We start from the raw sequence: 21,604 nt of genomic DNA, 5'->3' as shown, positions 1-21,604 counted from the left end.
CATGCGCTTTGTGTTTTACACCCACTCGGTCGTTTCCGACTGGAACCATGGCAATGCCCATTTCCTGCGCGGCGTCATGCGAGAGCTGGTCCAGCGCCGGCATCAGACTATTGCGCTGGAGCCGGCGAATGGCTGGAGCCGGTCGAATCTGCTGGCTGAGAAGGGGTCGTTCGCCATCGAACGCTTCCGCAAGGATTTTCCCGAACTGATGCCGGTGACCTACGACGCCGGATTTGATCACGAAGCCTGGATTGCCGAGGCCGACGTTGTGATCGTTCATGAGTGGACGGATCCGGAGCTTGTCGCACGTATTGGCCGTGCCCGGGCCGCCGGCGGCAACTTCATCCTTCTTTTTCACGACACCCACCACCGGGCCGTGTCTGCGACCGAGGCACTCTCGGCGCTCCGGCTGGAGCACTATGACGGCGTTCTCGCCTTTGGCGAAACCTTGCGCGAGAGCTATCTGCGCGCCGGCTGGGGCAAGCGCGTCTTCACTTGGCATGAAGCGGCGGACGATCGCCTGTTCAAGCCGCACCCGGAGATCCACCCCACCTCCGATCTGGTCTGGATCGGCAACTGGGGCGATGATGAGCGGACCGCCGAACTCAAGGAGTTTCTGATCGAGCCGGTGCACGATCTCGGCCTTGATGCCGCTGTTCACGGCGTACGCTACCCCAAGACCGCACTTGCGGATCTGGCCACCGCAGGACTGCGCTATGAGGGGTGGATCGCCAATGCCGACGTGCCGAAGGCCTTCGCCGCGCATCGTGTCACCGTTCACGTTCCACGGCGCCCCTATCGCGAGAGGTTGCCCGGAATCCCGACGATCCGCATGTTCGAGGCACTCGCCTGCGGCATTCCGCTGATTTCAGCGCCATGGTCCGATGTCGAGCAGCTTTTCAGGCCCGGTGTCGACTTCCTGTTTGCCGAGAATGGCTCGCAAATGCGGCAACAGCTTCGGACGGTGTTGTCCGACGAGGACTTTGCGGCCTCCCTGGTGACCTCGGGTCTCGAGACCATCCGCTCGCGGCACACCTGCCGCCACCGCGTCGACGAGTTGCTCGGCGTGCTCACGCAATGCGCGAACCGACACACCGCCGTCCCGACAGCCGCAAAGGAAGCCGTCGCATGAAGATCGCATTCTATGGATCGAGCCTTTTGTCGTCCTACTGGAACGGTGCCGCGACGTACTATCGCGGTTTGCTCAAGGCACTTTCGCAATTGGGTTACGAGATCACGTTCTACGAACCCGATGTCTACGACCGGCAGAAGAACCGCGACATCGAAGCTCCCGACTGGTGCACTGTCGTCGTTTATGAGGCGACCCAGCATGCGCTGATGCAGGTCGCGGCACGTGCCGCCGGCGCCGACATCGTCGTCAAGGCGAGTGGCGTCGGTTTCGAAGACGAGGCGCTGCTTCGCGCCGTTCTCGACCACGCCCGCAGCGACGCGCTTGTCGTATTCTGGGACGTGGATGCGCCAGCCACGCTTGCCCAGTTGCGCGACGAGCCGGACCACCCGCTCCATCGTGCACTGCAGGAGATCGACCTCGTGCTGACCTATGGTGGCGGCGATCCCGTTGTCTGGGCCTATCGTGCCATGGGCGCCAAGGAGTGCGTGCCCATCTACAATGCGCTCGATCCCGAAACGCACCATCCGGTCGCCAGCAAAGCGCGTTTTGCCTGCGACCTGGCGTTCCTCGGAAACCGGCTGCCGGACCGTGAAGCGCGTGTCGAATCGTTTTTCCTCGATCCCGCCAGCCAGCTGCCGAAACAGCGTTTCCTGCTCGGAGGCTCGGGTTGGGGCGACAAGCCGCTCCCCACCAATGTAGGCTGGCTCGGCCATGTCGGCACCCGCGATCACAACGCCTTCAATGTCACCCCAAAAGCCGTGTTGAACATCAGCCGCGACAGCATGGCCGCCAACGGTTTTTCACCGGCCACGCGAGTGTTCGAGGCGGCCGGCGCGGGCGCCTGTCTCATCACGGATGCATGGCTGGGCGTGGAACTGTTCCTGAAACCAGGCGAGGAGATCCTGGTCGCGCGTGACGGCGGCGATGTCGCCGAAATAATGCGCTCGCTGACCCCCGGGCGGGCCAAGGCAATCGGCCAAGCCGCACTTCACCGCGTGCTGGCGGACCATACCTACGCGCTTCGGGCGGATGTGGCGGATGCCGTCTTCAAACGTCATTTCGAGCACGGGGCCGTGGAGGCAGCGGAATGACCAAGAAACTGGACATCGTCTTTCTCGGCCTGTCGCTGTCCTCATCCTGGGGAAACGGCCACGCCACGACTTTCCGGGGTCTTTTGAAAGGCTTGCACGGACTCGGTCACCACGTGACTTTTCTGGAGCGCAACGTGCCCTGGTACGCCAATCACCGCGATCTGCGCGATCCGGAGTTCTGCGCCTTGCGCTACTACGAAACCACTGCGGAGCTGCAACGCGACTACGCACAGTGCCTGGAGCAGGCCGACATCATCGTCATCGGATCCTTTGTTCCAGAAGGACGCCAGGTCATCGACATCGTCGCCTCGCTTTGCAAGGGGCAGCTCTGCTTTTACGACATCGACACCCCGGTGACCCTGGCCAAGCTTTCAGCCGACGATTGCGATTATCTGAGTTCGCGGCAAATTCCGTATTTCGATGTCTATTTCTCCTTCACTGGCGGACCAACGCTCAACCATCTGGCGCAAGACTTCGGCGCGCGTCATGCCGAACCTCTCTATTGTTCGGTCGATCCGGAACGGCATCACCCGACAGGAGATCCGATCCGCTGGGACCTCGGCTATCTCGGCACCTACAGCATGGACCGGCAGACAACGCTGAACGCTCTGCTGCTCGAGCCCGCACGGCATATGCCGAACCTCCGTTTCGTCGTGGCCGGCTCCCAATATCCATCCGACATCATCTGGCCGGACAATGTCGAACGCATCGAACATTTGCCGCCAGCCGATCACGCCGCGTTCTATAGCCGTCAGCGCTACACGCTGAATGTCACACGCAGTTCCATGATCACCGCAGGATGGTCGCCCAGCGTGCGCCTGTTCGAAGCGGCGGCTTGCGGCACGCCCATCGTCAGCGACCACTGGCCAGGGCTCGACAGCTTCTTTCCCGCATCGGCGATCCACACCGCCGCGGAGACGGACGAAGTCATCGATATCCTCGTTGGCGAGTCCGAGCGCGCACGCCTGGCCATGGCCGGCCGGGCTCGCAAACTCGTCCTCGCTTCCCACACCGGTGGGGCCAGGGCTCGCGAATTCGTGGCGGCGCTGACCCAACCAACGGCGACGGCCCTCGATCTCGACATTGGAAGTGCAGCATGAACGGCAGACAGGAGAAAACAGCGATGCGACAGACAAGAAAGGCGCACGGGGCAAAGACGGTGCTTGTTGCCGGCGGCGCGGGTTTCCTCGGTTCGCATCTTTGCGAAGTATTGCTCCGCAACGGCTGGCGCGTGATCTGCGTCGACAACTTTCTGACCGGGCGCATGGAAAACATCATCTCGATCATGGACCGGCCGGGTTTCCGGTTGATCGAGCAGGACATCTGCCGGCCATTGGATCTCGGCGAGCCCGTGGATCACATCTTCAACCTGGCCTGCGCCGCCTCACCGCCGCGTTATCAGGCCGACCCGATACACACCACGCGTACCTGCGTGATCGGAACCCTCAACCTGCTCGAACTCGCTGTCCGCAATGACGCGCGACTGCTGCAGGCCTCGACGAGCGAAGTGTATGGCGATCCGGAACAACACCCGCAAAGGGAGGATTACGTCGGTCATGTGAACTGCACCGGCCCACGCGCCTGCTACGACGAGGGCAAGCGCACCGCCGAAACGCTTTGCTTCGACTATCTAAGGGCCGGCAAGGCCGACGTCCGCGTCGCGCGCATCTTCAACACCTACGGTCCGAGAATGGATCCGGCCGACGGTCGCATCGTCTCGAATTTGATCATGCAGGCGCTCGAGAAGCGTCCGCTGACGATATTCGGCGACGGCCAGCAAACGCGATCCTTCTGCTATGTCTCCGACTTGATTGATGGATTGATGCGCCTGATGAACATCGACCCCAATCCGGGCAAGCCGGTCAATCTGGGCAATCCCGGAGAATTCACCATCGTGCGACTGGCGGCATTGGTGAAGGCGATGACCGGCACCAAGTCGGATCTGAAATTTCTGCCCCTGCCGCAAGACGATCCTCGGCGCAGGCAGCCTGATATTTCGCGTGCGAAAACGCTGCTCGGCTGGTCGCCGAGAGTGCCGCTCAACGAAGGGCTCAAGCTGACGATCGATTATTTCGCGGCGCTCGAAGGCACCGGCATCGGCGATCAGATGACAGGCCTTGCCAAAAGGAGACCCGCAGGCGGGCTGCAGAACCTTCCTGCATGACGTGGGCCGCGGCCGGACCTGCCCGGAGATCGTGCGGAACATCCATCCAACCTTGTAGTTTGGCGGGAGGGACCCGATACGGAGGATCATCCTCATGCAACCCAAGCGACCCGCGAAGGATGTCGACAAGATTGCCGAACGCGAGGCGGCTGCCTATCTGCGGCGCTCCTCGATCACCTATCTCGAGTGCTGCGTCAGCCTGATGATGACGCATCTGCAGCGCGAGGAAGTGGCCGCTATTCTCGAGCAGGAAGCAGACATGCTACGAAGGCTGGATTGATCGAAACGCTACACCTGAGAGTCGTCCAGGAACCGTATCAGCCCCGCCCTGTATCGGTCTGCGGTCGCGGCCAGCCTTGCTTTTTCCTGGCCATTTTCGGATTGCGCAGCCGTGCTCCAGAGCCCGATTTGGAACGCCAAATAGCAGGGTTCGAAAAAATCGATGTGGCCATTGTCAATATCGAGCCCCATCCCCTCGACCAATGTCGTCACATCGCTGTCGGACAGTCCATATTCGACACGGGCGCCGGCAATGTCCCACTCTATCGGCTGGCAGCCAATCAAATCGTGTGCCCGGCAATGGTCGACGGCATCTGTCTTGACCACCGAGCCGTCGGCACAAACGAGAAACTCCCACGCGTGAAGCTTTCCGTCGATTTCCACCGGCTGCAGAACATGCGCAGGGGTTTTTTTCGAGAGCCAGCCGCGCAACGTCGCCGCTCGGTTCTCGCCCAGGGCTTCAGATGTATTGGAAGCAGCCATTTCCGCGAGTGCGAGCAATGATGCACCCGGTTCGCAGGTTCGGAGATTGAGCGCCCGCCAGGTTAGATAGCGCGTCAACTCCGCGACCAGCCTTCCTCTGGGCAGCGGCGCCTGGTCCATCGTGGTGCCGTCAATCCACCGTTCGACCAGAAAGCCGTGGCAAAGCCCGACCACTTGCGATCCCAACCCGGCTTTCCCCAACATTTCCGCGGCTCGTCTCTTACGCCGTCCGGTTTCGCCGAGGCCGGCGAATTTGACGAGCCAGCGACCACACCCCGCGGACGCCAGGAATTTACGCCGCTCGATGCCGCGCGGGCTCGGCGGCCAATGCTTTTCGTCGACGTAGTGGACGCTCCTCCATTCGCCACCAGACAGTTCGGTCAGGCGTAATTCGGGGCTGCCGACCGCCTCGGCCACCCAGTCGCGCAGCGTGGGAATGTTCGAGCTTTCGGGGAAGGTGCATTCGAGCGCCGTCGCCACATGTTTCGGACAGCGCGACCATGTCTCCCTGGCCTCCCGTGACGCTTCGATGCCCGGGTCGCCAGGATGGCTGGGAAACAGGTGAATGCGGTCCATACCAATACCCAGTTCCCGCAGCCACGCGACGACGGCGTGCATCGAACTGCCGGACAGACCGGGACCCTCGTCTACAACGGCGAAGCATGCCGATGGATTGTTCTTCCAGGAAGCGATCGAGCGCGGATCGGCATTGATGTGCCTGCGGAAAGGATGGCCGACCGGACGAACGCTGAACGGCGCCGGCGCGCCAATCGCGGCAGCCACTATGGCGGCAAGCCCCAGGCCGATGCTGCGGATGCCGATCACGCATGTGTTCGCATCGAGACCTGACTCCTGCGCCGCTCCCAAATAGCTTTCGGGATAAAGCGCGTAATGCGCGTAACCCTCGGCCGAACCGGTCAGAACCTCAGCCTCGCAATCCAACCCGTCCAGCAGTTGGAGAAGTCCCGGGTCGATGCCACCGCCCACGGCGAAACCGCTTCGCCACGACTTCGCCACCTCTGCCGCAACACCAACCAGCAATCTGGCGCCTTGCTGTTGCCGCGGCGAAAAGATGTCGATGCCCCTGTTCTCGAAATCGACATCGGCAAGCGCGCGAACCAGTTCCGATACGCTGATGAATAGCCCGACCAACGCGGCATGGCGTCGGACGCCATGAGCCATGCGGTCCAGACTTTGAGCAATTTCGCTCGCAGCATCGCGAAGCCGTTCTGCGCTCTGCCTCCGCTTCTGGTCGCCGTAAACGATCATCGATCGGTTTTCCAATGCTTTGCCTTGCGGCAACGCAGCGAGCGCTGCTTCGATCCATGCTGTCTTGCGCAATTTTTCGGCAGGCCAAGGAACATTCCGGCACGCTGGTGGTTCGGCGGCAGGAACTTACCTTTGAACAGCATAGGGCGGCAGTTTCGTGGGATCGAAAAAGGTTCGTGTCGGTATCGTCGGGGTCGGCAATTGCGCATCCTCCCTGGTGCAGGGCCTCTCCTATTATCGTCACGCAAAAAGCAACGAACCAATCCCAGGGCTGATGCATGCCGACCTCGGCGGTTACCATGTCGACGACATCGAGATTGTCTGCGCATTCGACGTCGCCAGGAGCAAGGTTGGCCTCGACGTCGCTGAAGCAATCTACGCCGCCCCGAACAACACGTTCCGCTTTGCCGATGCGGCGGCAAACGGCGTTCGCGTCGAGCGCGGACCGACACTTGACGGCATCGGAAAATACTTGCGCGACGAAATCGAGGAGGCGCCGGAGCCGGTTGCCGACGTCAGCGAAATCCTGCGCAACAGCGGCGCCGACGTGCTGGTCTCTTACCTGCCGGTGGGCTCCGAGGAGGCGACGCGCTTCTACGCCGAATGCGCGCTTGAGGCCGGCTGCGCCTTCGTCAACTGCATACCCGTTTTCATCGCCTCACGTCCGGAATGGCGCCGGCGCTTCGAGCAGCGAGGGCTGCCGCTGGTCGGCGATGATATCAAGAGCCAGGTCGGGGCGACCATCGTTCACCGCCTGCTGGCCAATCTCTTCCGCGAGCGCGGCGTGCGCATCGATCGCACCTATCAGCTGAATTTCGGCGGCAACACCGACTTCCTCAACATGCTGGAACGCGAGCGGCTGGAATCAAAGAAGATTTCCAAGACCCAGTCCGTGGCCAGCCAGTTCGATGTTCCCCTGGAGCCGGGCAATATTCATGTCGGACCCAGCGACCACGTACCGTGGCTGACTGATCGCAAATGGGCCTACATCCGGGTGGAAGGGACGACCTTCGGCGGCGTGCCGCTCAACGCCGAGCTCAAGCTGGAAGTCTGGGATTCTCCAAATTCAGCCGGCGTGGTTATCGATGCGATACGCTGCGCCAAGCTTGCGCTCGATCGCGGCATAGCGGGAGCACTGACCGGCCCCTGCAGCTATTTCATGAAGTCGCCTCCCGAACAGTTCACCGACGCCGAAGCGCGGCAGCGCACGCTCGCCTTCATCGCCGGCAAGGACGAGCCTTTGCTGGATGCCGCGGAATGACGACAACGTTCTTTTTGATCCGTCATGCAGCTCACGACAATGTCGGCTCCTATCTTGCAGGACGGATGGACGGCGTTTGCCTTGGCGAGGCTGGGAAGGCGCAGGCCGCGCAGCTTGGTGGCCGAATGGCCCGGGAGCCTATTGAAGCCATCTTGTGCAGCCCGCGTGAGCGTACGCAAGAGACGGCCGTGCCGATCGCGCTTGCCTGCGGCGTCGGTGAAATCGCGATCTGCGCCGAACTCGACGAGATCGATTTCGGCGATTGGTCGGGAAAGACTTTCGACGAGTTGAATGGCGATGCCGGTTGGCGGGCGTGGAACGACCAGCGGCAGGAGGCCAGGACACCGAGCGGCGAGACCATGCTGGATGTCCAGGAGCGGATCGTCGCACTGATGAACGCAGTGCGCGAGCGGCATCCGAATCAGTGTGTCGCCCTGGTCAGCCACGCCGACGTGATCAAAGCCGCCGTCTGCAAGGTGCTTGGCTTGCCGGTCGGCGACTGCTTCCGCTTCGACATCGATCCAGCCTCGATCACGACGATCGTGTCGGGTGACTGGGGCTCCAAGCTCCTGCGAATGAACGAAGCTGCCTGACGAGGACTTTCCGGATGCAGATGGTCATTTTCGGTCTCACCGTTACATCATCATGGGGCAACGGCCATGCCACGCTCTGGCGCGGACTGATCCGCGCCCTGGGTCGGCTGGGATGGTGCATCACCTTCTTCGAACGCGATACCCCCTACTATGCCGGGACGCGTGATCTCGATCGGCTCGATGGCGGCAACGTCGTCATTTATCCGGACTGGGAAGACATCCGTCGCGTTGCGGAGCGGGCAATGAAGCAAGCGGATGTCGTCGTCGTTACCTCCTACTGTGCCGACGCCGTGGAGGCCTCGCGGCTGGCGCAGCAGACAGGTCGCGGATTGCGTGTCTTCTACGATCTCGACACTCCGGTCACGCTTGCCCGCATCGAGCAAGGCGAGCGTCCGCCCTATTTCGGACCTGAGGGTCTTGCCGATTTCGACCTCGTTTTGAGTTACACCGGCGGCTCTGCGATCGAGGCGCTTAAGTCGGTTTTAGGCGCGCGTCACGTGGTGCCTCTCTATGGGCATGTCGATCCCGACCAACACCGGCCGGCAGAGAAGCGGGCCGAATTCGCCGGTGATCTGTCCTATCTCGGAACTTACGCGGCGGATCGCCAGGCCGGCGTCGAAAAGCTGCTGGTCCGCCCGGCCGCGCGCCTGCCCGACCACCGTTTCATCATTGGCGGCGCGCAATATCCGCAGGAATTCCCATGGAGCGACAACATCTTCTTTGTCAGGCATCTTCCGCCAGCCGACCATCCGGCTTTCTTCTCATCATCTCGCCTGACACTGAACGTCACCCGGGAGGCGATGGCGCAAAAGGGCTGGTGCCCGTCGGGACGGCTCTTCGAAGCGGCCGCGTGTGGGGCTGCCATCGTCACCGATGCATGGCCGGGCCTGGCCGAATTTTTCGAACCCGGCCGCGAAATCTTGTTGGCGCATGACACCGATGATGTGGTCGCCGCATTGCGATTGCCGGAGCGCGAGCTCGACGGCATTCGAAGGCGTGCCCGCGATCGGGTCTTGGGCGAACACACTTCGGCACGGCGCGCGGCGGAACTGGATCGCATCCTGAACGAGGCCTTTCAAAGATCTCCCGGCGAACCGATGAGGGAAGCGGTCTGATGTTGGGCATCGTACCCGCTGCCGGGCGCGGCAGCCGCATTCAGCCGCTCGGCTTCTCGAAAGAGCTGCTGCCGGTCGGTAGCCGGATCGATGGACAGACCGAGCGTCCATGCGCCGTGAGCGAGTATCTGGTACGGCGCATGGTGCAGGCCGGCGTCGACAAGATTTGCTTCATCATCGGATCGGGCAAATCCGACATCCTTGAATACTACGCCGCCGGCTACGGTGACGCGGCGGCTCTCTTCGTGGTGCAGCCGAACCCCGTCGGTCTGTGCGATGCGATCTTCCGGGCGGCGCCCCTCGTCGCGCCCGACGAGGTCGTCCTGGTCGGCCTTCCCGATACGATCTGGTTTCCCGAGGACGGTTTCCGCCATTTGCCCGACGATCAGCTCTCATTTCTGCTTTTCCCGGTGGATCAGCCGGAATTCTTCGACGCCGTCGTCACCGACGTCCACGAGCGCGTGATCGAAATCCAGGTCAAACGACAGGATGCCGCCACGAACTGGGTCTGGGGTGCGTTCAAGATGCCGGGCCATATCCTGCATCAGCTTGCGGCACTCTGGCGTGAGCGCGAGCGCAGTGACGAATATATCGGCACTTTGGTCAACGCCTATATTGCGGCCGGCGGTACAGCTTTTGGTGTCAGGGCTGGGTCGGACTATGTCGATGTCGGCACTTTCAACGGCTATCGAACAGCTCTGCGGTTGCTTGAAAACGACGCCTCATCCGCGCAGCGCCGGCCCACCATGATCATGCCCGGCGCGCAGTCGCATGTACCCGTCGTTCCTGGCGAAGGAGCCTGAGCCATGCTGCATTCCCATGCCGAAATCCGCCGCCGCATCGATGCGCTCGGCCCATGGTTCCACAACATGGAACTTGCCGGCGTCCAAACCGCTCCCAACCATTTTCTGGGCAACTACCCGCTGATCAAATGGCGCAAATTTGCCAATGCCATTCCCGCTGATCTGAGGGGCAAGGCCGTACTCGATATCGGCTGCAATGCAGGATTTTACTCCATCGAGATGAAACGGCGAGGTGCTGACCGTGTCCTCGGCATCGATTTCGATGACGCCTACCTGGCGCAGGCTCGCTTTGCCGCCGAGGTTGCCGATTGCGAGATCGAATTCCAGAAGCTTTCGGTCTACGACGTCGGCTCGCTGCGCGAGACGTTCGATGTCGTGCTGTTCATGGGGGTGCTTTACCATTTGCGCCACCCCTTGCTCGCGCTCGACCTGATCCGCGAACATGTCGCCCGTGACCTGATGATCTTCCAGTCCATGCAGCGCGGCAGCGCGGATCTGCCCGAGTTGGAAGAAAACTATCATTTCTGGACGCATGACCTGTTCGACCAGCCGCAGTTTCCCAAGCTGCATTTTATCGAGCACCGCTATGCCGACGATCCCACCAACTGGTGGATTCCAAACCGCGCCTGCACCGAAGCGATGCTGCGCAGCGCCGGTTTCGAGATCGTTCTGCACCCCGAGCAGGAGGTCTATTTCTGCCGCGCAGCCGGGGACCCGGCCGGCGGCGGCGCCATCTACCCCTCGAAAGGACAGCTCCATGATTGAAGCCGCCATGATCTGGAACGAGCCCAACAACAAATCGCATTGGGACCCAGAGCTCGATCCCGATTGGAGCCGCTTTGCCAGGATGGCGATCTTGTCGGCTGACGCAATCGCGTCGGAGAACCCGTCTTTGACGAAAGTACTCGGTGGCATCTCGCCGATAGATCCGGGCTTTATCACCCGCATGAAGGAATTCGGCGTGCTGGACCATGTCGATGCCGTCGCCGTGCACGGCTTTCCGCTCGACTGGAACCTGTGGCAGATCCACGAATGGCCACAGAAGATCGGCGAGATCGCGACCGTCACCAACCTTCCCATCTGGGTCAGCGAAGTCGGCGTATCGACCTTCGGCGCGGAAGAAATCCAGGTCTGGGGGCTCAAGCGCACCGCCGAGTTGCTGATCGGCAACGCACCACGCATCCAGTGGTACAGCCTCTACGATCTTCCGCGCGAATGGGAAGCAACGACGCGGCATCGCGAGGCAGAGGGCTCTTCTTACTATCGACATTTCCACATGGGGCTGCTACGCCAGGACGGTACGCCAAAACCTGCGCTGGAGGAGTTCCTGCGCTACACGCCCGCAATGGGGCTGGTGCAGTGGTTTCATTTCGAGGACGCCCGGCTGGACGATGCCGTCGCCTGGATGAAGCGGCTGGGCGTCACCAATATGCGCACGGGGCTTTCCTGGGCAGACAGCTTCCGGCCGAACGCGCTGGACTGGTTTGACCGGCAGATGGAGGCACTCGCCGATTTCGACGTGACGGTCACCTTTTGCTTTACACCGCAGCATCGCGGAATGATGCCCCACCACACCAGCCCACCTCTGGTGCCGGAGGAGTTCGCGGAATTCTGCGCAACCATGATCCGCCGCTATGCGCCCGGCATGACGTCCGCTTCGCTCCCGACGCGGCGGGCCTCGGCAGCGTGAAAGTGTCATGCTGCCAATGCATCAGACGCCTGACACATTGGACGAATTAGCGGCATCATCGACAGGTGGTGCGGCATACGGGACCGAGGCGCAACCAGCCGCGGCGCTCACTGTCCTCAATGTCGCCTACCCTCTCGCACCCGTCGGACCCGATGCTGTCGGCGGTGCCGAACAGGTTCTGTCGATGCTCGATCGGGAGCTGGTTCGCGCCGGCCACCGCTCTATCGTCATTGGCTGCCGCGGCTCCAGCGCGAGCGGTACCCTTGTGGAAATACCGGCTGAAAACGGCGTGCTCGACGAGGCGGCGAAGAGCCGCGCGCAGCAGGCTCATCGCAAAGCGATCGCCGCTGCCCGCGCCCGATGGCCGATCGATGTGGCTCATCTGCACGGTATCGATTTTCATGCCTATTTGCCCGACGATGGTCCGACCCTGGTGAGCCTCCACCTGCCCTTGGACTGGTATCCGGCCGAGGCTCTGCGACCGACGCGCGACGACCTGTGGCTCCATGCGGTCTCGCCCACCCAGCAGCAAACGGCGCCACCAGGGGCCAGACTGGTGGCGCCGATTCCCAACGGCGTTGACATCGAAGCACTGAGCCTGGTGCAGCCGAAGCGAGACTTTGCCCTGGTTCTCAGCCGAGTCTGCCCGGAAAAGGGCATTCACCTGGCCCTGGACGCGGCCAAACAGGCGGGCGTGCCCCTGGTCATCGGCGGCAAGGTCTACCCCTACGAAACACATACGCGCTACTTTCGCGACGAGGTCCAATCCCGTCTTGATGCTCGCCGCCGCTTCCTGGGCCCGCTCGGTTTTAACGCCAAGAGGCGCTTTCTCAACGCAGCCCGCTGTCTGGTCATTCCAAGCCTCGCCGCCGAGACAAGCTCGCTTGTCGCCATGGAGGCCCTCGCCTGCGGTACCCCGGTGGTCGCATTCCCGAATGGTGCGCTTGCGGATGTCATCGAGCACGGCAGGACGGGCTTTCTCGTCAACACAGTCGACGAGATGGCCCAAGCCATTCTTGCGGCGCCCAGCCTGGACGCCGAGGCGTGCCGGGTGGAGGCGCGACGGCGGTTTTCGCTGGAACGGATGATCTCGTCGTATATGGCTGCCTATCAGGCGCTGGCACAACTTGGCACAGATTGCCGGCGCTTCGCTGCGGCACCGTGAGAAAAGCAGTGTTGCGCAGCGAAATCATCGATGACCCCGTAAAATTCGATGCCTTGACGCCGCACTGGTGGAAACTGTGGGAGCAGAGTTCCTCTGCGACGCCGTTCCAATCCCCCGCCTGGCTGGTGCCATGGTGGCGCGCATTCGCACCCGGTGAACTGGCGACAGTTGCGGTCTGGCGTGGCGGCGATCTGGTCGGGCTGGCGCCACTCTATCTCGAGCATGGAACGGCCGGTTCGAAGCTGCTTCCGGTCGGTATTTCGCTCAGTGATTATCTGGACATCCTGGCTGTCCGGGATATCGAGGCGGCGGTTGTCGCCACCATTGCCGAAACGATCTGCTCGGTCGGGTGGTCACAATGGATCTTGTCTGATCTGCCGCAAAACAGTGCCGGTCTTACGATCGCGCATCCCGGTTTAACGGTCGAGAGGCCGGTAATTCATGCAGCCTGTCCCGTGCTTGCTGTTGCCGGCGACGACACGTTGGCCGGCTGCGTTCCCGCTCGGCGCAGGCGCCAGTTGCGCCGGGCGCGCCAAGCGGCGTCCAGACGCGGCCGGCTCGCGTTGGCGTCAGCGCGGGGCGATCAGAACTTCCTGAACCAATTGATCCGCCTGCACCAGGCACGCTGGGTTGGACATGGAGGTGGTGTATTGGCCGACCCCGCCGTGCAGCACTTCCATGGGCTTTCACTTCCCTTGCTCGATGCTCACGGCCTGGTCCGATGCTGGTTGCTCGCGATCGATGGCACGACTGTCGCCGCCTATTACGGATTTCACCACCGCGGCCGCGCCTATGCCTATCTCGGCGGCCTAGATCCTGCATATGCCGAGGAGAGCCCAGGGGCGATCCTGATCGGCCACGCGATCGCGGAGTCGATCCGCGAGGATGCGCGCGAGTTCGACTTCCTGCGCGGCCAGGAGGCCTACAAATATGGCTGGGGCGCCGTCGACAGGTGGACGATGCGGAGGATCTGGACGCGGAGTTGATGTCATGAGTGTGCACGCGCAGCGCCGGACATCGGTCAGACGGGCGGTCGAAGATTGCATGGCCGATGGTGCCTGCGCCGAAGCTGTTCTCGTCAGGCTGGCGCTTCACCTGCCGCCCACAATTGAAGCGGCGGAATTGGCGGAGTTCGTGCTGAAAGTCCGTCCGGCGGATACCGGCGATGCTGAAAGACTGCGAAAGGTCGCTGGACTGCTGCGCCACAGACCGGGCGTCCTTGCCACTTTGCGAGCGACAGGCGGCGCCGTTCGGCATGAACGCGGTAACGGCGAGACGGATATTGCCGTCGTCACGCGGCTGGCCTCGAGTTTTGATGCCGCGGCAGCAATTTCGACAGCCGCAAGTGTCCAGTTAGGATCCCTTGGCGATGACGAGCGGCTGACAGCCATGACCGACGAAATCGTTGAATGGCTCGAGGCGCGAGAATTCACCGGAATTGAACGAGACATTCTCGACATCGGTTGCGGCATCGGACGTTTCGAGCGCGCGCTGTCCAATTCCTTCAAGCGGATGGTCGGCATCGACATATCATCGCGGATGATCTCTATCGCCTCCGAGCAATGCGCAGCGCTCGGCAATGTCGAACTGCGCCAAACCTCCGGTCTCGATCTGGCCGACTTCGACGACGACAGTTTCGATTGCGTGTTGGCGGTCGACAGCTTTCCCTACCTGGTCCTGGCCGGCATGGCTGAGCGGCTTTTCGATGAAATTGCGCGCGTTCTCAAACGGCCGGGCCGGCTCGCATTGCTCAACTATTCTTATCGCGGATCGCTTTCTTTGGACCGGGCCGACATCGGCCGTCTTGCGCAAGCTCACCAATTGCGGGTCGTCATCGACGGCGAGAAGCCGTTTGGGTCATGGGATGGCGACGCCTTCCTGCTTGCTGGGTGAGACGGAACATTACAGCGCGATGCCGGTTCGGGCGTCGGCACCGATCGGTGTCCTGGATTCGAAGGAGGAGATCATGGCATCCGGCGGCAAAAAGCATTTCGGCCAAGGCAGCCAAGGCAAAGGTGCCGGCGCCGGCGCAATGACCACCTTGGACAAGGACAAGATCGAAGAAAACGCGGTTTTGTCCAACCGCGACAGGAAGCAACATAGCCGAGAGCGCGGGCTGGACGGCAATCGAAGCAAGTCCGATCAATTTCAGGATCACGCCGCAAACCGGTTGCTGAAGGACTGACGCCACCGCGCCGCGTCTTGCCGCGGCACGGAGGAAAACTGTGCAAGGGCCGCCGGTGAGCCTCTCGGCGGTCGACAACGCCTTGTAGTGCCGAGCGCTCATCATCAGACTTGGATCTAGGGATGCTATCAAGAGAACGTGATGTCTCATTCGAGCGACGATACCACGGATCTGCTTGTCGAGATGGCAGTGGATCAGGAGATTGCTTCCCTGCTGGCCGCCATAGAGCAGGAAAAGATACCAGACCGCCTATCCAAGCTGGCGATCCAATTGCAAAATGCTCTCGTCGAGAAGCGTCGGCGAGACGTGAAGAGCTGATTATCTGCGGCTGTCGACCTCTATATCGAGCTGACCATCCGACAGCTGATTTCGCCTTTCTATCAATGTCTGCAACGAGCTCTCCCCGAGTAGCTCAAGGATGTTGGCGCGGGCACGGTTCAGCCGGCTCTTGACCGTCCCTACCGCGCAGCCGCAGATTTCGGCGGTTTCCTCGTAGCCCACTCCTAAAACGCCGATCAGCATCAGCACCTCGCGCTGATGTTCGGGCAGCTTTTGGATGGCGCCGTGAACTTCCTTGCTCTGAACGGTCCATTCCTGGGTAGCTTCCGAAATCGGTCTCGAAGACGCGCAGTCGAGAAGGCCTGGCGCTTCCCGTGCAGCGATCTTGATCCGGGTGTAGTAGGTGTTGCGCATGATGGTGAAGAGCCACGACTTCATGCGTGTACCAGGTTCGAACTTGTCGATGTTGGCGAGCCCTTTGGTCAACGTTTCCTGCACCAGATCGTCGGCATCGTCTGGAACGCGGCAGAAGGTGCGCGCGAAAGCCCGCAGGGCAGGTATCAGATCAACGATGGAAACGTCATTGGTTTGTTGGTCGGCCAAGAGATAGCCTCCGGATGACAATGGTCCAGCTCCCAGAAGAAAGAGTGAATGAACGAAGCCAGAGCTAAATGCATGGAAGTTTGGTTCGTTCCCGCCGTTGGAAACAACTCTTCGAAAATTCCACCGGGCGCGAACACGCCGACTACGGTCTTCCCCCAACCACGCCCACTTCAAAGGAACGAAACACCATGCCGAGCTTCATTCCCGGGAAGTCTCGCCGGTGCGTTTGGCTGTGCAGGGCATGGACCGAGTCGTGCGGCTGGTAACGCGCAAACCACTGCTGACAAACCTATTGGCGAACCACGTGGCGAACTCGGCTACCATCGATACATAGCGATAATGGTTGGCCGGAGACATGTTAGAGTCATTAATTTTGTTAACTTATTGGCGCGGGTGAAATCCAGCAATCGGTCGTAGTTGCCGGGCGGTCGGCCAACGAACATGCTCGTCCAGCACTTGCTCTATTCTGCCCTCCGATCGGGCTAAGCCGATGAAATACCGGGTTGATTCACCCCTCACGACGTCGCCGAACGGCATGCTGTCGCGTACAATCTGCAGCTGCTCTCCGAAGCTGGCTGTTGCGGTGCTGTGCAACTCGCTTTGGCGAAGATCACGGATGACGATCAGCGCTTGAGTGAGCGCCCGAACCGGTCCTCGATCCGCGACTGAAGGAACTCGAGCCCCATCGAGAGCAGCCAATAGATCATCGAGGCGGTGATGAGCATCTCGATGTGGCGGAACTCGGTCTGGCCCTGCGTGCGTGCGAGATACATGATCTCCCAGACCCCGACCACCGAGACCAGCGAAGAATCCTTCAGCATCGCAATGAACTGGTTGCCGGTCGGCGGCACGATGACGCGCATCGCCTGCGGCAGGATGACCAGGAACATCGTCTGGTTAGCGCTAAGGCCGAGTGCCGTAGCACCCTCGGTCTGGCCGCGCGAGATGCTTTCGATGCCGGCCCGGAAGATCTCGGTCATGTACGCGCCGTAGCAGAGCGACAGCGCCATGATGCCAGCCGGCACGGCGCCGATCACGTAGCCAATCTGCGGCAGGCCGAGATAGATGATGTAGATCTGCATCAGCAACGGCAAGCCACGAAACAGAGAGGTATAGAAGGTCGCCAAGCCGTAGACCACGCCGTTGCGGGAAAGTTTGGCGATGGCGCCAACGAAGGCGATGAGGGTGGCGATGGCGATCGAAATGGCCGAAATGTAGAGGGTCGTCACCACACCCTTCGAGACGAGGAAGCCGATCTTCTTGGCGATGAACGCGAAGGACAGGTCGAAGGAATAGAAAAACAACATTAGCAACACGAACAGCTCTATCCAAACTGCCACAATCTGCTGTTTGCGGCTGAGATACCGCAGCGCGTTCCAGTTCGCCACCAAGATCAATGCGATCAGCACCGCCGAGACCGCCCGCCCGACGTCCGGGTTGGCGGCGAGCCACTCGACCGACCCCGGAACGAGCTTGCCGAGCCAACTGGCTTTGATGCCGAGCCCATACAGGCCGGCGGCGATGGCGGCGAGCACGAAGAACACGCCAACGCGGCGCGCCGCGTCCGGGTGGTTGAGCAATAGTCGGCCGATCACGTCTTCGATCTCCCTGCGGTCAGCGGGCCCGCTCGCGCCACCAATCCTGCGCCTGCAGCTTCCAGTAGGTGAGTTGCGCAACCGCAAGTCCAGCCGGGCCGCCCGCCCAGGCAAGGCCGAATGGTGCAAACAGCCGGTAACGGTCCGATTGTCCCAGTATGGCTTCGGCGATCAACTTGCCGGCGATCGCCGTGGTGTTGATGCCATGGCCACCAAAAGCCGTGAGGTACCAGACGCCCGGCTGCAACGGGCCTATCTGGGGCATCATGTGCCGGGCATAAGACATGAGCCCGGACCAGGCGAGTTCGGTCTTGAGGTGTTCGAGCTGCGGATAAGTGGTGACCATCTCACGGCGCAATTGCCTCGCCAACACGCCCGATGAGGCTGCCCGGGTGGTGATGCGCCCTCCCCAGAGCAGCCGCCTGCCGCCTTCGACAACACGGTAATAATCGCCTGCGCGACGGTTATCGCCGACGGCGTCGGTCGTCGTAATCGCCTTGGCGATGAGGTCAGGCGCCTCCTCGCTCACCATAACGTAAGTGGCGATAGGCAGGAATGCCCGCTGCAGCCGGCCGACCAGTGGGCCCGTATATCCGCCGGTGGCAACTACGGCCTGGCGGGCGCGCACTTCGCCGCTGTCGGTACGCAAGATCTTTTCGGCGCCGTCAAGGTTGGCTTCAACGGCAGCCGTTCTCTCGTATATCCTGCCGCCCAGCCGCTCGATCTCGCCAGCAACGGCGCGCAGATAGTTAAGCGGATGCATGTGGAAGGCGCTGGGATCGCGCAGGCCTTGGTGGTAGCGATCCGAATGCAGCACCGCTCGCACCTGGTCGCGATCGAGATAGTCGAGCCGGTAGTCGAAATCCCGCGCCAGTTGCTCGGCATATGCCTTGAGCACGGCGCCGCCATCGTGGCGAAGCACGCTCAATATACCGGAGCGCGGCTCTGCCGCCTTGACGTCGAGATCGCGGATCGTCTGCCGCACGAAGTCGACGCCTTCGATGGACAGGCGGTGCAGTTTTTGTGCCGCGTCGACGCCGGCCATCGCGGCGATGTTGTCGGTGCCGGTGGCGAAACCGGGATTAACGAAGCCGCCATTGCGACCGGAAGCGCCGAATCCTATCCGCTGCGCCTCAAGCACGACGACCTGCTGGCCGGCGCGAGCCAGCTGCAACGCCGTCGTCAGGCCGGCCAGTCCGCCGCCGACAACGACTGTCTCGCACTCGGAAACGCCGCTCAGCGGCGGTCTGATGGTGTTGTCGGCAAGCGTGCGTCGGTAATATGTGTCAGGACATGTCATGATCAATATGATGAGGTGGCGGCACTAGAGCATTTTGCAGGCAGGCGGAGCCGCCCGGTGTCGTGGAAATGCGGCTGAAACAAAACAGATGGAGCGGGATGTTCAATTGAATGCACCCCGCTCAAGCTTTATCCACGATGCCTCTCAGTCAGAGCTGTAATCCTTGCCGTACCACTTGGTGGTCAGTTTCGCGAGGGTACCGTCCTTCTTCATCTCGTCGAGAATGCCGCCGATCTTGGCATTCCACTCGGCATCACCTTTTTCCGCGATCACCACCAGTGGCTCACGGAAGGCATAGCCGCCTTCCAGGACACGCAACGGGTAGCCGTTCTTTATCGCGTTCTGAGCCGTCTGTTCTGGTGCGATGACCGCGTTGAGGCGCACGCCGTCGCCGAGCCTCAAATCGTCGAACGGCAGCATTGAGTCAGCGAAAGTCCTGATCTCACCGGGCTCCAGCTTGTATTCGATGGGCGGCAGGCCGGGAGCATCGATCTCGAGTTGTCTACGGATGAAATCCTCCGACGTGGTGGCGGTCTCGACGCCGATGATCTTGCCGTTCAGGTCGGCGACCGATTTGGCCGGGCTGTCCTTGTGAACCACGTAAACGTAGGGGCTATAATAATAGATGCCTTCGAAATCGATCACCTTGGCGCGCGCTTTGGTCGGCGTCACCGAGCCGACACCCAGATCGTAACGTCCCTGCCAATGGCCGCCCGTCATCGTCGCCCAGTCCGGCGTATCGAAACTGACCTCGACACCGAGGCGCCTTGCGATCTCTTTCGAGACATCTATGTCGAAGCCGACCAACTGATTGCTGTCGTCGAGGAAACTCTGCGGCGGCCAACCGCTGTTTGTGGCGACCACCATTGCCTTCTTCGAGGTAACCCGGTTGATGGTTTCACCCGCCGAGGCCGCAGACGCGAACGCGAGCGTGGTAGTGGCCAAGGCCAGCCACGCGATCAATTTCCTCACTTGAACCTCCCTCTTCATCGTCATTCAGACATATGCTTCCCAGAGCGCGCTCCCGTAGAGAAACAGCAATTGAGAGCGCGGCATGAGATCGATCTCATATCAGCACACATATCGACGAGGGGATCAAGTCCTTTTTCAAGTAGCCAGTTGTCCTCCGGGGGCGCAAAGCATCGGCACCCGCACGGTGCGGCGGAACCCGCGTTTGATGTGATGCGCGTGACTTTCAAGACAGAGGAAACGAAGATCTACTTCAACCTATCACATCATTGCCAGATGGGCGGCACAGGATGGCTTGCTGTCTACGAGTTTCCGATGTTCCGGTTAAGCATGGGTGCGCGGCACACCGGCAGCAGCACCAGCAGGATGATGGCGGAGTCGACCCAGAGGACCCTGTTCACGCCCATCGTGTCGACGATCTGACTGGTCGCTAGGGTACCCACGGAGATGGCAAGATTGAAAGTGAAGCAGTAGATGGCCGTCGCGGTCTCCGCGCTTTCTGGTGCTGCACTCAGCACCCACGTCTGCAGCGTGATGGGCGCCGCGCCATACGCGAAGCCCCACACCAGCAGCAGGATGGTTCCTGTGAGCGGCGTGACCCCGAGCAACGGGAAGAGAGCCAGCGTGGCGCCGAGCCCAATGACGATGCAGGCCAATGTGCGACCGACGGATTTGGCGGCCCAGACGCCTGCGACGGCGTTGCCAATCATTCCGAGAATGCCATACCCCAACAGTAACCAACCTATGCTCCCTGCAGTGACGCCCGAGACCTCCAGCAACACCGGGCTCACGAAAGTGTAGGCACCGTAGTGGGCAGCCACCAGCAGTGCGGTCGCAACCACGCCCGACAGGAGGGCGGGATTGCGCAATTGCGCACGCAGGGCTTTCACCTCCACAGGCTGCGCCGCCTCCAGCTTCGGAAGCACAAGCAGGGCGGCGAGCAGTATGGCAAAGCTCAGGCCGGCGAGAGACCAGAACGCGCCGCGCCAGCCGACTAGATCACCGATGATCGTGCCGGCCGGCACGCCCAGCACCGCAGCGGCACTTACACCGCCGAAGACAATAGTCATGGCGCGCGGCACGGACGGTCCAGGAACAAGTCGTACTGCGATGCTCCCGGCTATCGCCCAAAAGCCACCGATGGTGATCCCAACGAGCAGCCTGGACGCGAGCAGAACGGGAAAGTTCGTTGCGAGCGCTGAAATCACGCTCGCCGCAGCCATTACCGCGAGCAGGCCCGCCATCAGAATACGCCGGTCGAGCCTCCCCACTGCCAACGGCAAACCGATAGAAGCGAACGCCGCAATTACGCCGGGTATCGTCACCGTGAGACCGCCACTCCCAATAGAGACATTCAACTCGGAAGAAATTGCCGGAATCAGCCCCACAGGGAGTTGCTCCGCAGTGATCATCGAAAAAATACCCAGCGATATAGTGAGCACGGAGAGCCACATGCGAAAAGTGGCTCCCTGTTTCTCCCGAAGGGCTGCTTTGGTCAGAGACATGATCACCTCCAGCCCGCGAGAAGGCACTCGACGCCAACGTTTCGGGCAAACGTTAGAGAGACGGATCGGGCAATTGATCCCGGCCTGGTTTCAGATAATCTGTCCACTGCGGATTGATAATCG

22 protein-coding genes are annotated in these 21,604 nt (G+C 61.4%); 16 read left to right on the top strand and 6 right to left on the bottom strand.

Features of this window, described 5'->3' with window-relative positions; all coding sequences use genetic code 11:
- Position 1 precedes the first annotated feature (1 nt).
- The 5 genes from X730_RS150985 to X730_RS151005 all read left to right on the top strand — a co-directional run bounded on the left by X730_RS150985 (position 2) and on the right by X730_RS151005 (position 4,667).
- Complete coding sequence (locus X730_RS150985) at positions 2 to 1,132, top strand: glycosyltransferase (RefSeq protein ID WP_023681098.1); 1,131 nt, start codon at positions 2 to 4, stop codon at positions 1,130 to 1,132.
- Entirely contained in the window at positions 1,129 to 2,223 is a 1,095-nt protein-coding gene (locus X730_RS150990; protein WP_023667985.1) for a glycosyltransferase, read from the top strand. Before X730_RS150985 ends, X730_RS150990 begins: the two co-directional genes overlap by 4 nt.
- Complete coding sequence (locus tag X730_RS150995; protein ID WP_023826378.1) at positions 2,220 to 3,323, top strand: glycosyltransferase; 1,104 nt, start codon at positions 2,220 to 2,222, stop codon at positions 3,321 to 3,323. The genes X730_RS150990 and X730_RS150995 overlap by 4 nt, the downstream gene beginning before the upstream one ends.
- A gap of 23 nt (positions 3,324 to 3,346) precedes the next feature.
- Positions 3,347 to 4,387 (top strand): UDP-glucuronic acid decarboxylase family protein, encoded by a 1,041-nt coding sequence (locus X730_RS151000; protein WP_031196939.1) that lies wholly within the window; start codon positions 3,347 to 3,349, stop codon positions 4,385 to 4,387.
- 94 nt (positions 4,388 to 4,481) lie between these two features.
- Positions 4,482 to 4,667, top strand: coding sequence for a hypothetical protein (locus X730_RS151005; RefSeq protein ID WP_023667982.1), 186 nt, complete (start codon positions 4,482 to 4,484; stop codon positions 4,665 to 4,667).
- An 8-nt stretch (positions 4,668 to 4,675) separates the two neighbouring features.
- Here X730_RS151005 and X730_RS151010 read toward each other — a convergent pair whose 3' ends face one another.
- Positions 4,676 to 6,490 (bottom strand): hypothetical protein, encoded by a 1,815-nt coding sequence (locus X730_RS151010; RefSeq protein ID WP_245261360.1) that lies wholly within the window; start codon positions 6,488 to 6,490, stop codon positions 4,676 to 4,678.
- An 85-nt stretch (positions 6,491 to 6,575) separates the two neighbouring features.
- Here X730_RS151010 and X730_RS151015 point away from each other — a divergent pair, with 85 nt between their 5' ends.
- From X730_RS151015 to X730_RS1000000166205, 11 genes are all read left to right on the top strand, one after another.
- On the top strand, positions 6,576 to 7,679 hold the full coding sequence (locus X730_RS151015; RefSeq protein WP_023681094.1) for a myo-inositol-1-phosphate synthase: 1,104 nt from the start codon (positions 6,576 to 6,578) through the stop codon (positions 7,677 to 7,679).
- Entirely contained in the window at positions 7,676 to 8,272 is a 597-nt protein-coding gene (locus X730_RS151020) for a histidine phosphatase family protein (RefSeq protein ID WP_023826375.1), read from the top strand. Before X730_RS151015 ends, X730_RS151020 begins: the two co-directional genes overlap by 4 nt.
- A 14-nt stretch (positions 8,273 to 8,286) precedes the next feature.
- Positions 8,287 to 9,387: a glycosyltransferase gene (locus tag X730_RS151025; protein WP_023826374.1), complete on the top strand. Its 1,101-nt coding sequence runs from the start codon at positions 8,287 to 8,289 to the stop codon at positions 9,385 to 9,387.
- On the top strand, positions 9,387 to 10,190 hold the full coding sequence (locus X730_RS151030; RefSeq protein WP_023667976.1) for a sugar phosphate nucleotidyltransferase: 804 nt from the start codon (positions 9,387 to 9,389) through the stop codon (positions 10,188 to 10,190). Before X730_RS151025 ends, X730_RS151030 begins: the two co-directional genes overlap by 1 nt.
- A gap of 3 nt (positions 10,191 to 10,193) precedes the next feature.
- A complete protein-coding gene (locus tag X730_RS151035) occupies positions 10,194 to 10,955 on the top strand; it encodes a TIGR04290 family methyltransferase (protein ID WP_023667975.1) in 762 nt (253 codons plus the stop codon).
- Positions 10,948 to 11,880 (top strand): beta-xylosidase, encoded by a 933-nt coding sequence (locus X730_RS151040; protein WP_023691448.1) that lies wholly within the window; start codon positions 10,948 to 10,950, stop codon positions 11,878 to 11,880. The genes X730_RS151035 and X730_RS151040 overlap by 8 nt, the downstream gene beginning before the upstream one ends.
- Positions 11,881 to 11,887: 7 nt before the next feature.
- A complete protein-coding gene (locus X730_RS151045; protein ID WP_023667973.1) occupies positions 11,888 to 13,045 on the top strand; it encodes a glycosyltransferase in 1,158 nt (385 codons plus the stop codon).
- A gap of 8 nt (positions 13,046 to 13,053) precedes the next feature.
- Positions 13,054 to 14,031 (top strand): GNAT family N-acetyltransferase, encoded by a 978-nt coding sequence (locus X730_RS151050; protein WP_023667972.1) that lies wholly within the window; start codon positions 13,054 to 13,056, stop codon positions 14,029 to 14,031.
- A gap of 4 nt (positions 14,032 to 14,035) precedes the next feature.
- Positions 14,036 to 14,938 (top strand): class I SAM-dependent methyltransferase, encoded by a 903-nt coding sequence (locus X730_RS151055; protein ID WP_023691450.1) that lies wholly within the window; start codon positions 14,036 to 14,038, stop codon positions 14,936 to 14,938.
- 73 nt (positions 14,939 to 15,011) lie between these two features.
- Entirely contained in the window at positions 15,012 to 15,230 is a 219-nt protein-coding gene (locus X730_RS0133765) for a hypothetical protein (protein WP_031196937.1), read from the top strand.
- Positions 15,231 to 15,371: 141 nt separating this feature from the next.
- Positions 15,372 to 15,548 carry a hypothetical protein gene (locus X730_RS1000000166205; protein WP_023667969.1) on the top strand — a complete coding sequence of 59 codons (177 nt, stop codon included), beginning with the start codon at positions 15,372 to 15,374 and terminating at the stop codon, positions 15,546 to 15,548.
- Here the strand turns inward: X730_RS1000000166205 and X730_RS151060 are convergent, their stop codons facing one another.
- The 5 genes from X730_RS151060 to X730_RS151080 form a co-directional block, all read right to left on the bottom strand.
- A complete protein-coding gene (locus X730_RS151060; protein WP_023667968.1) occupies positions 15,549 to 16,112 on the bottom strand; it encodes a sigma-70 family RNA polymerase sigma factor in 564 nt (187 codons plus the stop codon).
- 623 nt (positions 16,113 to 16,735) lie between these two features.
- Positions 16,736 to 17,707 carry an amino acid ABC transporter permease gene (locus X730_RS151065; protein WP_023687785.1) on the bottom strand — a complete coding sequence of 324 codons (972 nt, stop codon included), beginning with the start codon at positions 17,705 to 17,707 and terminating at the stop codon, positions 16,736 to 16,738.
- 19 nt (positions 17,708 to 17,726) lie between these two features.
- Positions 17,727 to 19,007 (bottom strand): FAD-binding oxidoreductase, encoded by a 1,281-nt coding sequence (locus tag X730_RS151070; protein ID WP_023687784.1) that lies wholly within the window; start codon positions 19,005 to 19,007, stop codon positions 17,727 to 17,729.
- A gap of 144 nt (positions 19,008 to 19,151) precedes the next feature.
- On the bottom strand, positions 19,152 to 19,979 hold the full coding sequence (locus X730_RS151075) for a transporter substrate-binding domain-containing protein (protein ID WP_023691453.1): 828 nt from the start codon (positions 19,977 to 19,979) through the stop codon (positions 19,152 to 19,154).
- Between the two features lie 299 nt (positions 19,980 to 20,278).
- Positions 20,279 to 21,481, bottom strand: a complete 1,203-nt coding sequence (locus X730_RS151080; RefSeq protein ID WP_031196936.1) for an MFS transporter — start codon at positions 21,479 to 21,481, stop codon at positions 20,279 to 20,281.
- Between the last annotated feature and the right edge of the window lie 123 nt (positions 21,482 to 21,604).

This window comes from Mesorhizobium sp. L103C131B0, from assembly GCF_000502275.1.
Classification (GTDB): Bacteria; Pseudomonadota; Alphaproteobacteria; order Rhizobiales; family Rhizobiaceae; genus Mesorhizobium.
This window is presented reverse-complemented; position numbering and strand designations above follow the sequence as displayed.

What these genes read in the sequence shown, in the direction of transcription:
- X730_RS150995 (WP_023826378.1), top strand. Translation starts at nt 2,220, where the DNA reads ATGACCAAGAAACTGGACATCGTCTTTCTCGGCCTGTCGCTGTCCTCA.
- X730_RS151070 (WP_023687784.1), bottom strand. Translation starts at nt 19,007, where the DNA reads ATGACATGTCCTGACACATATTACCGACGCACGCTTGCCGACAACACC.
- X730_RS151080 (WP_031196936.1), bottom strand. Translation starts at nt 21,481, where the DNA reads ATGTCTCTGACCAAAGCAGCCCTTCGGGAGAAACAGGGAGCCACTTTT.
- X730_RS151035 (WP_023667975.1), top strand. Translation starts at nt 10,194, where the DNA reads ATGCTGCATTCCCATGCCGAAATCCGCCGCCGCATCGATGCGCTCGGC.
- X730_RS151005 (WP_023667982.1), top strand. Translation starts at nt 4,482, where the DNA reads ATGCAACCCAAGCGACCCGCGAAGGATGTCGACAAGATTGCCGAACGC.
- X730_RS151045 (WP_023667973.1), top strand. Translation starts at nt 11,888, where the DNA reads ATGCTGCCAATGCATCAGACGCCTGACACATTGGACGAATTAGCGGCA.
- X730_RS151000 (WP_031196939.1), top strand. Translation starts at nt 3,347, where the DNA reads ATGCGACAGACAAGAAAGGCGCACGGGGCAAAGACGGTGCTTGTTGCC.
- X730_RS151055 (WP_023691450.1), top strand. Translation starts at nt 14,036, where the DNA reads ATGAGTGTGCACGCGCAGCGCCGGACATCGGTCAGACGGGCGGTCGAA.
- X730_RS151040 (WP_023691448.1), top strand. Translation starts at nt 10,948, where the DNA reads ATGATTGAAGCCGCCATGATCTGGAACGAGCCCAACAACAAATCGCAT.
- X730_RS1000000166205 (WP_023667969.1), top strand. Translation starts at nt 15,372, where the DNA reads ATGTCTCATTCGAGCGACGATACCACGGATCTGCTTGTCGAGATGGCA.
- X730_RS151025 (WP_023826374.1), top strand. Translation starts at nt 8,287, where the DNA reads ATGCAGATGGTCATTTTCGGTCTCACCGTTACATCATCATGGGGCAAC.
- X730_RS151020 (WP_023826375.1), top strand. Translation starts at nt 7,676, where the DNA reads ATGACGACAACGTTCTTTTTGATCCGTCATGCAGCTCACGACAATGTC.
- X730_RS150985 (WP_023681098.1), top strand. Translation starts at nt 2, where the DNA reads ATGCGCTTTGTGTTTTACACCCACTCGGTCGTTTCCGACTGGAACCAT.
- X730_RS150990 (WP_023667985.1), top strand. Translation starts at nt 1,129, where the DNA reads ATGAAGATCGCATTCTATGGATCGAGCCTTTTGTCGTCCTACTGGAAC.
- X730_RS151030 (WP_023667976.1), top strand. Translation starts at nt 9,387, where the DNA reads ATGTTGGGCATCGTACCCGCTGCCGGGCGCGGCAGCCGCATTCAGCCG.
- X730_RS0133765 (WP_031196937.1), top strand. Translation starts at nt 15,012, where the DNA reads ATGGCATCCGGCGGCAAAAAGCATTTCGGCCAAGGCAGCCAAGGCAAA.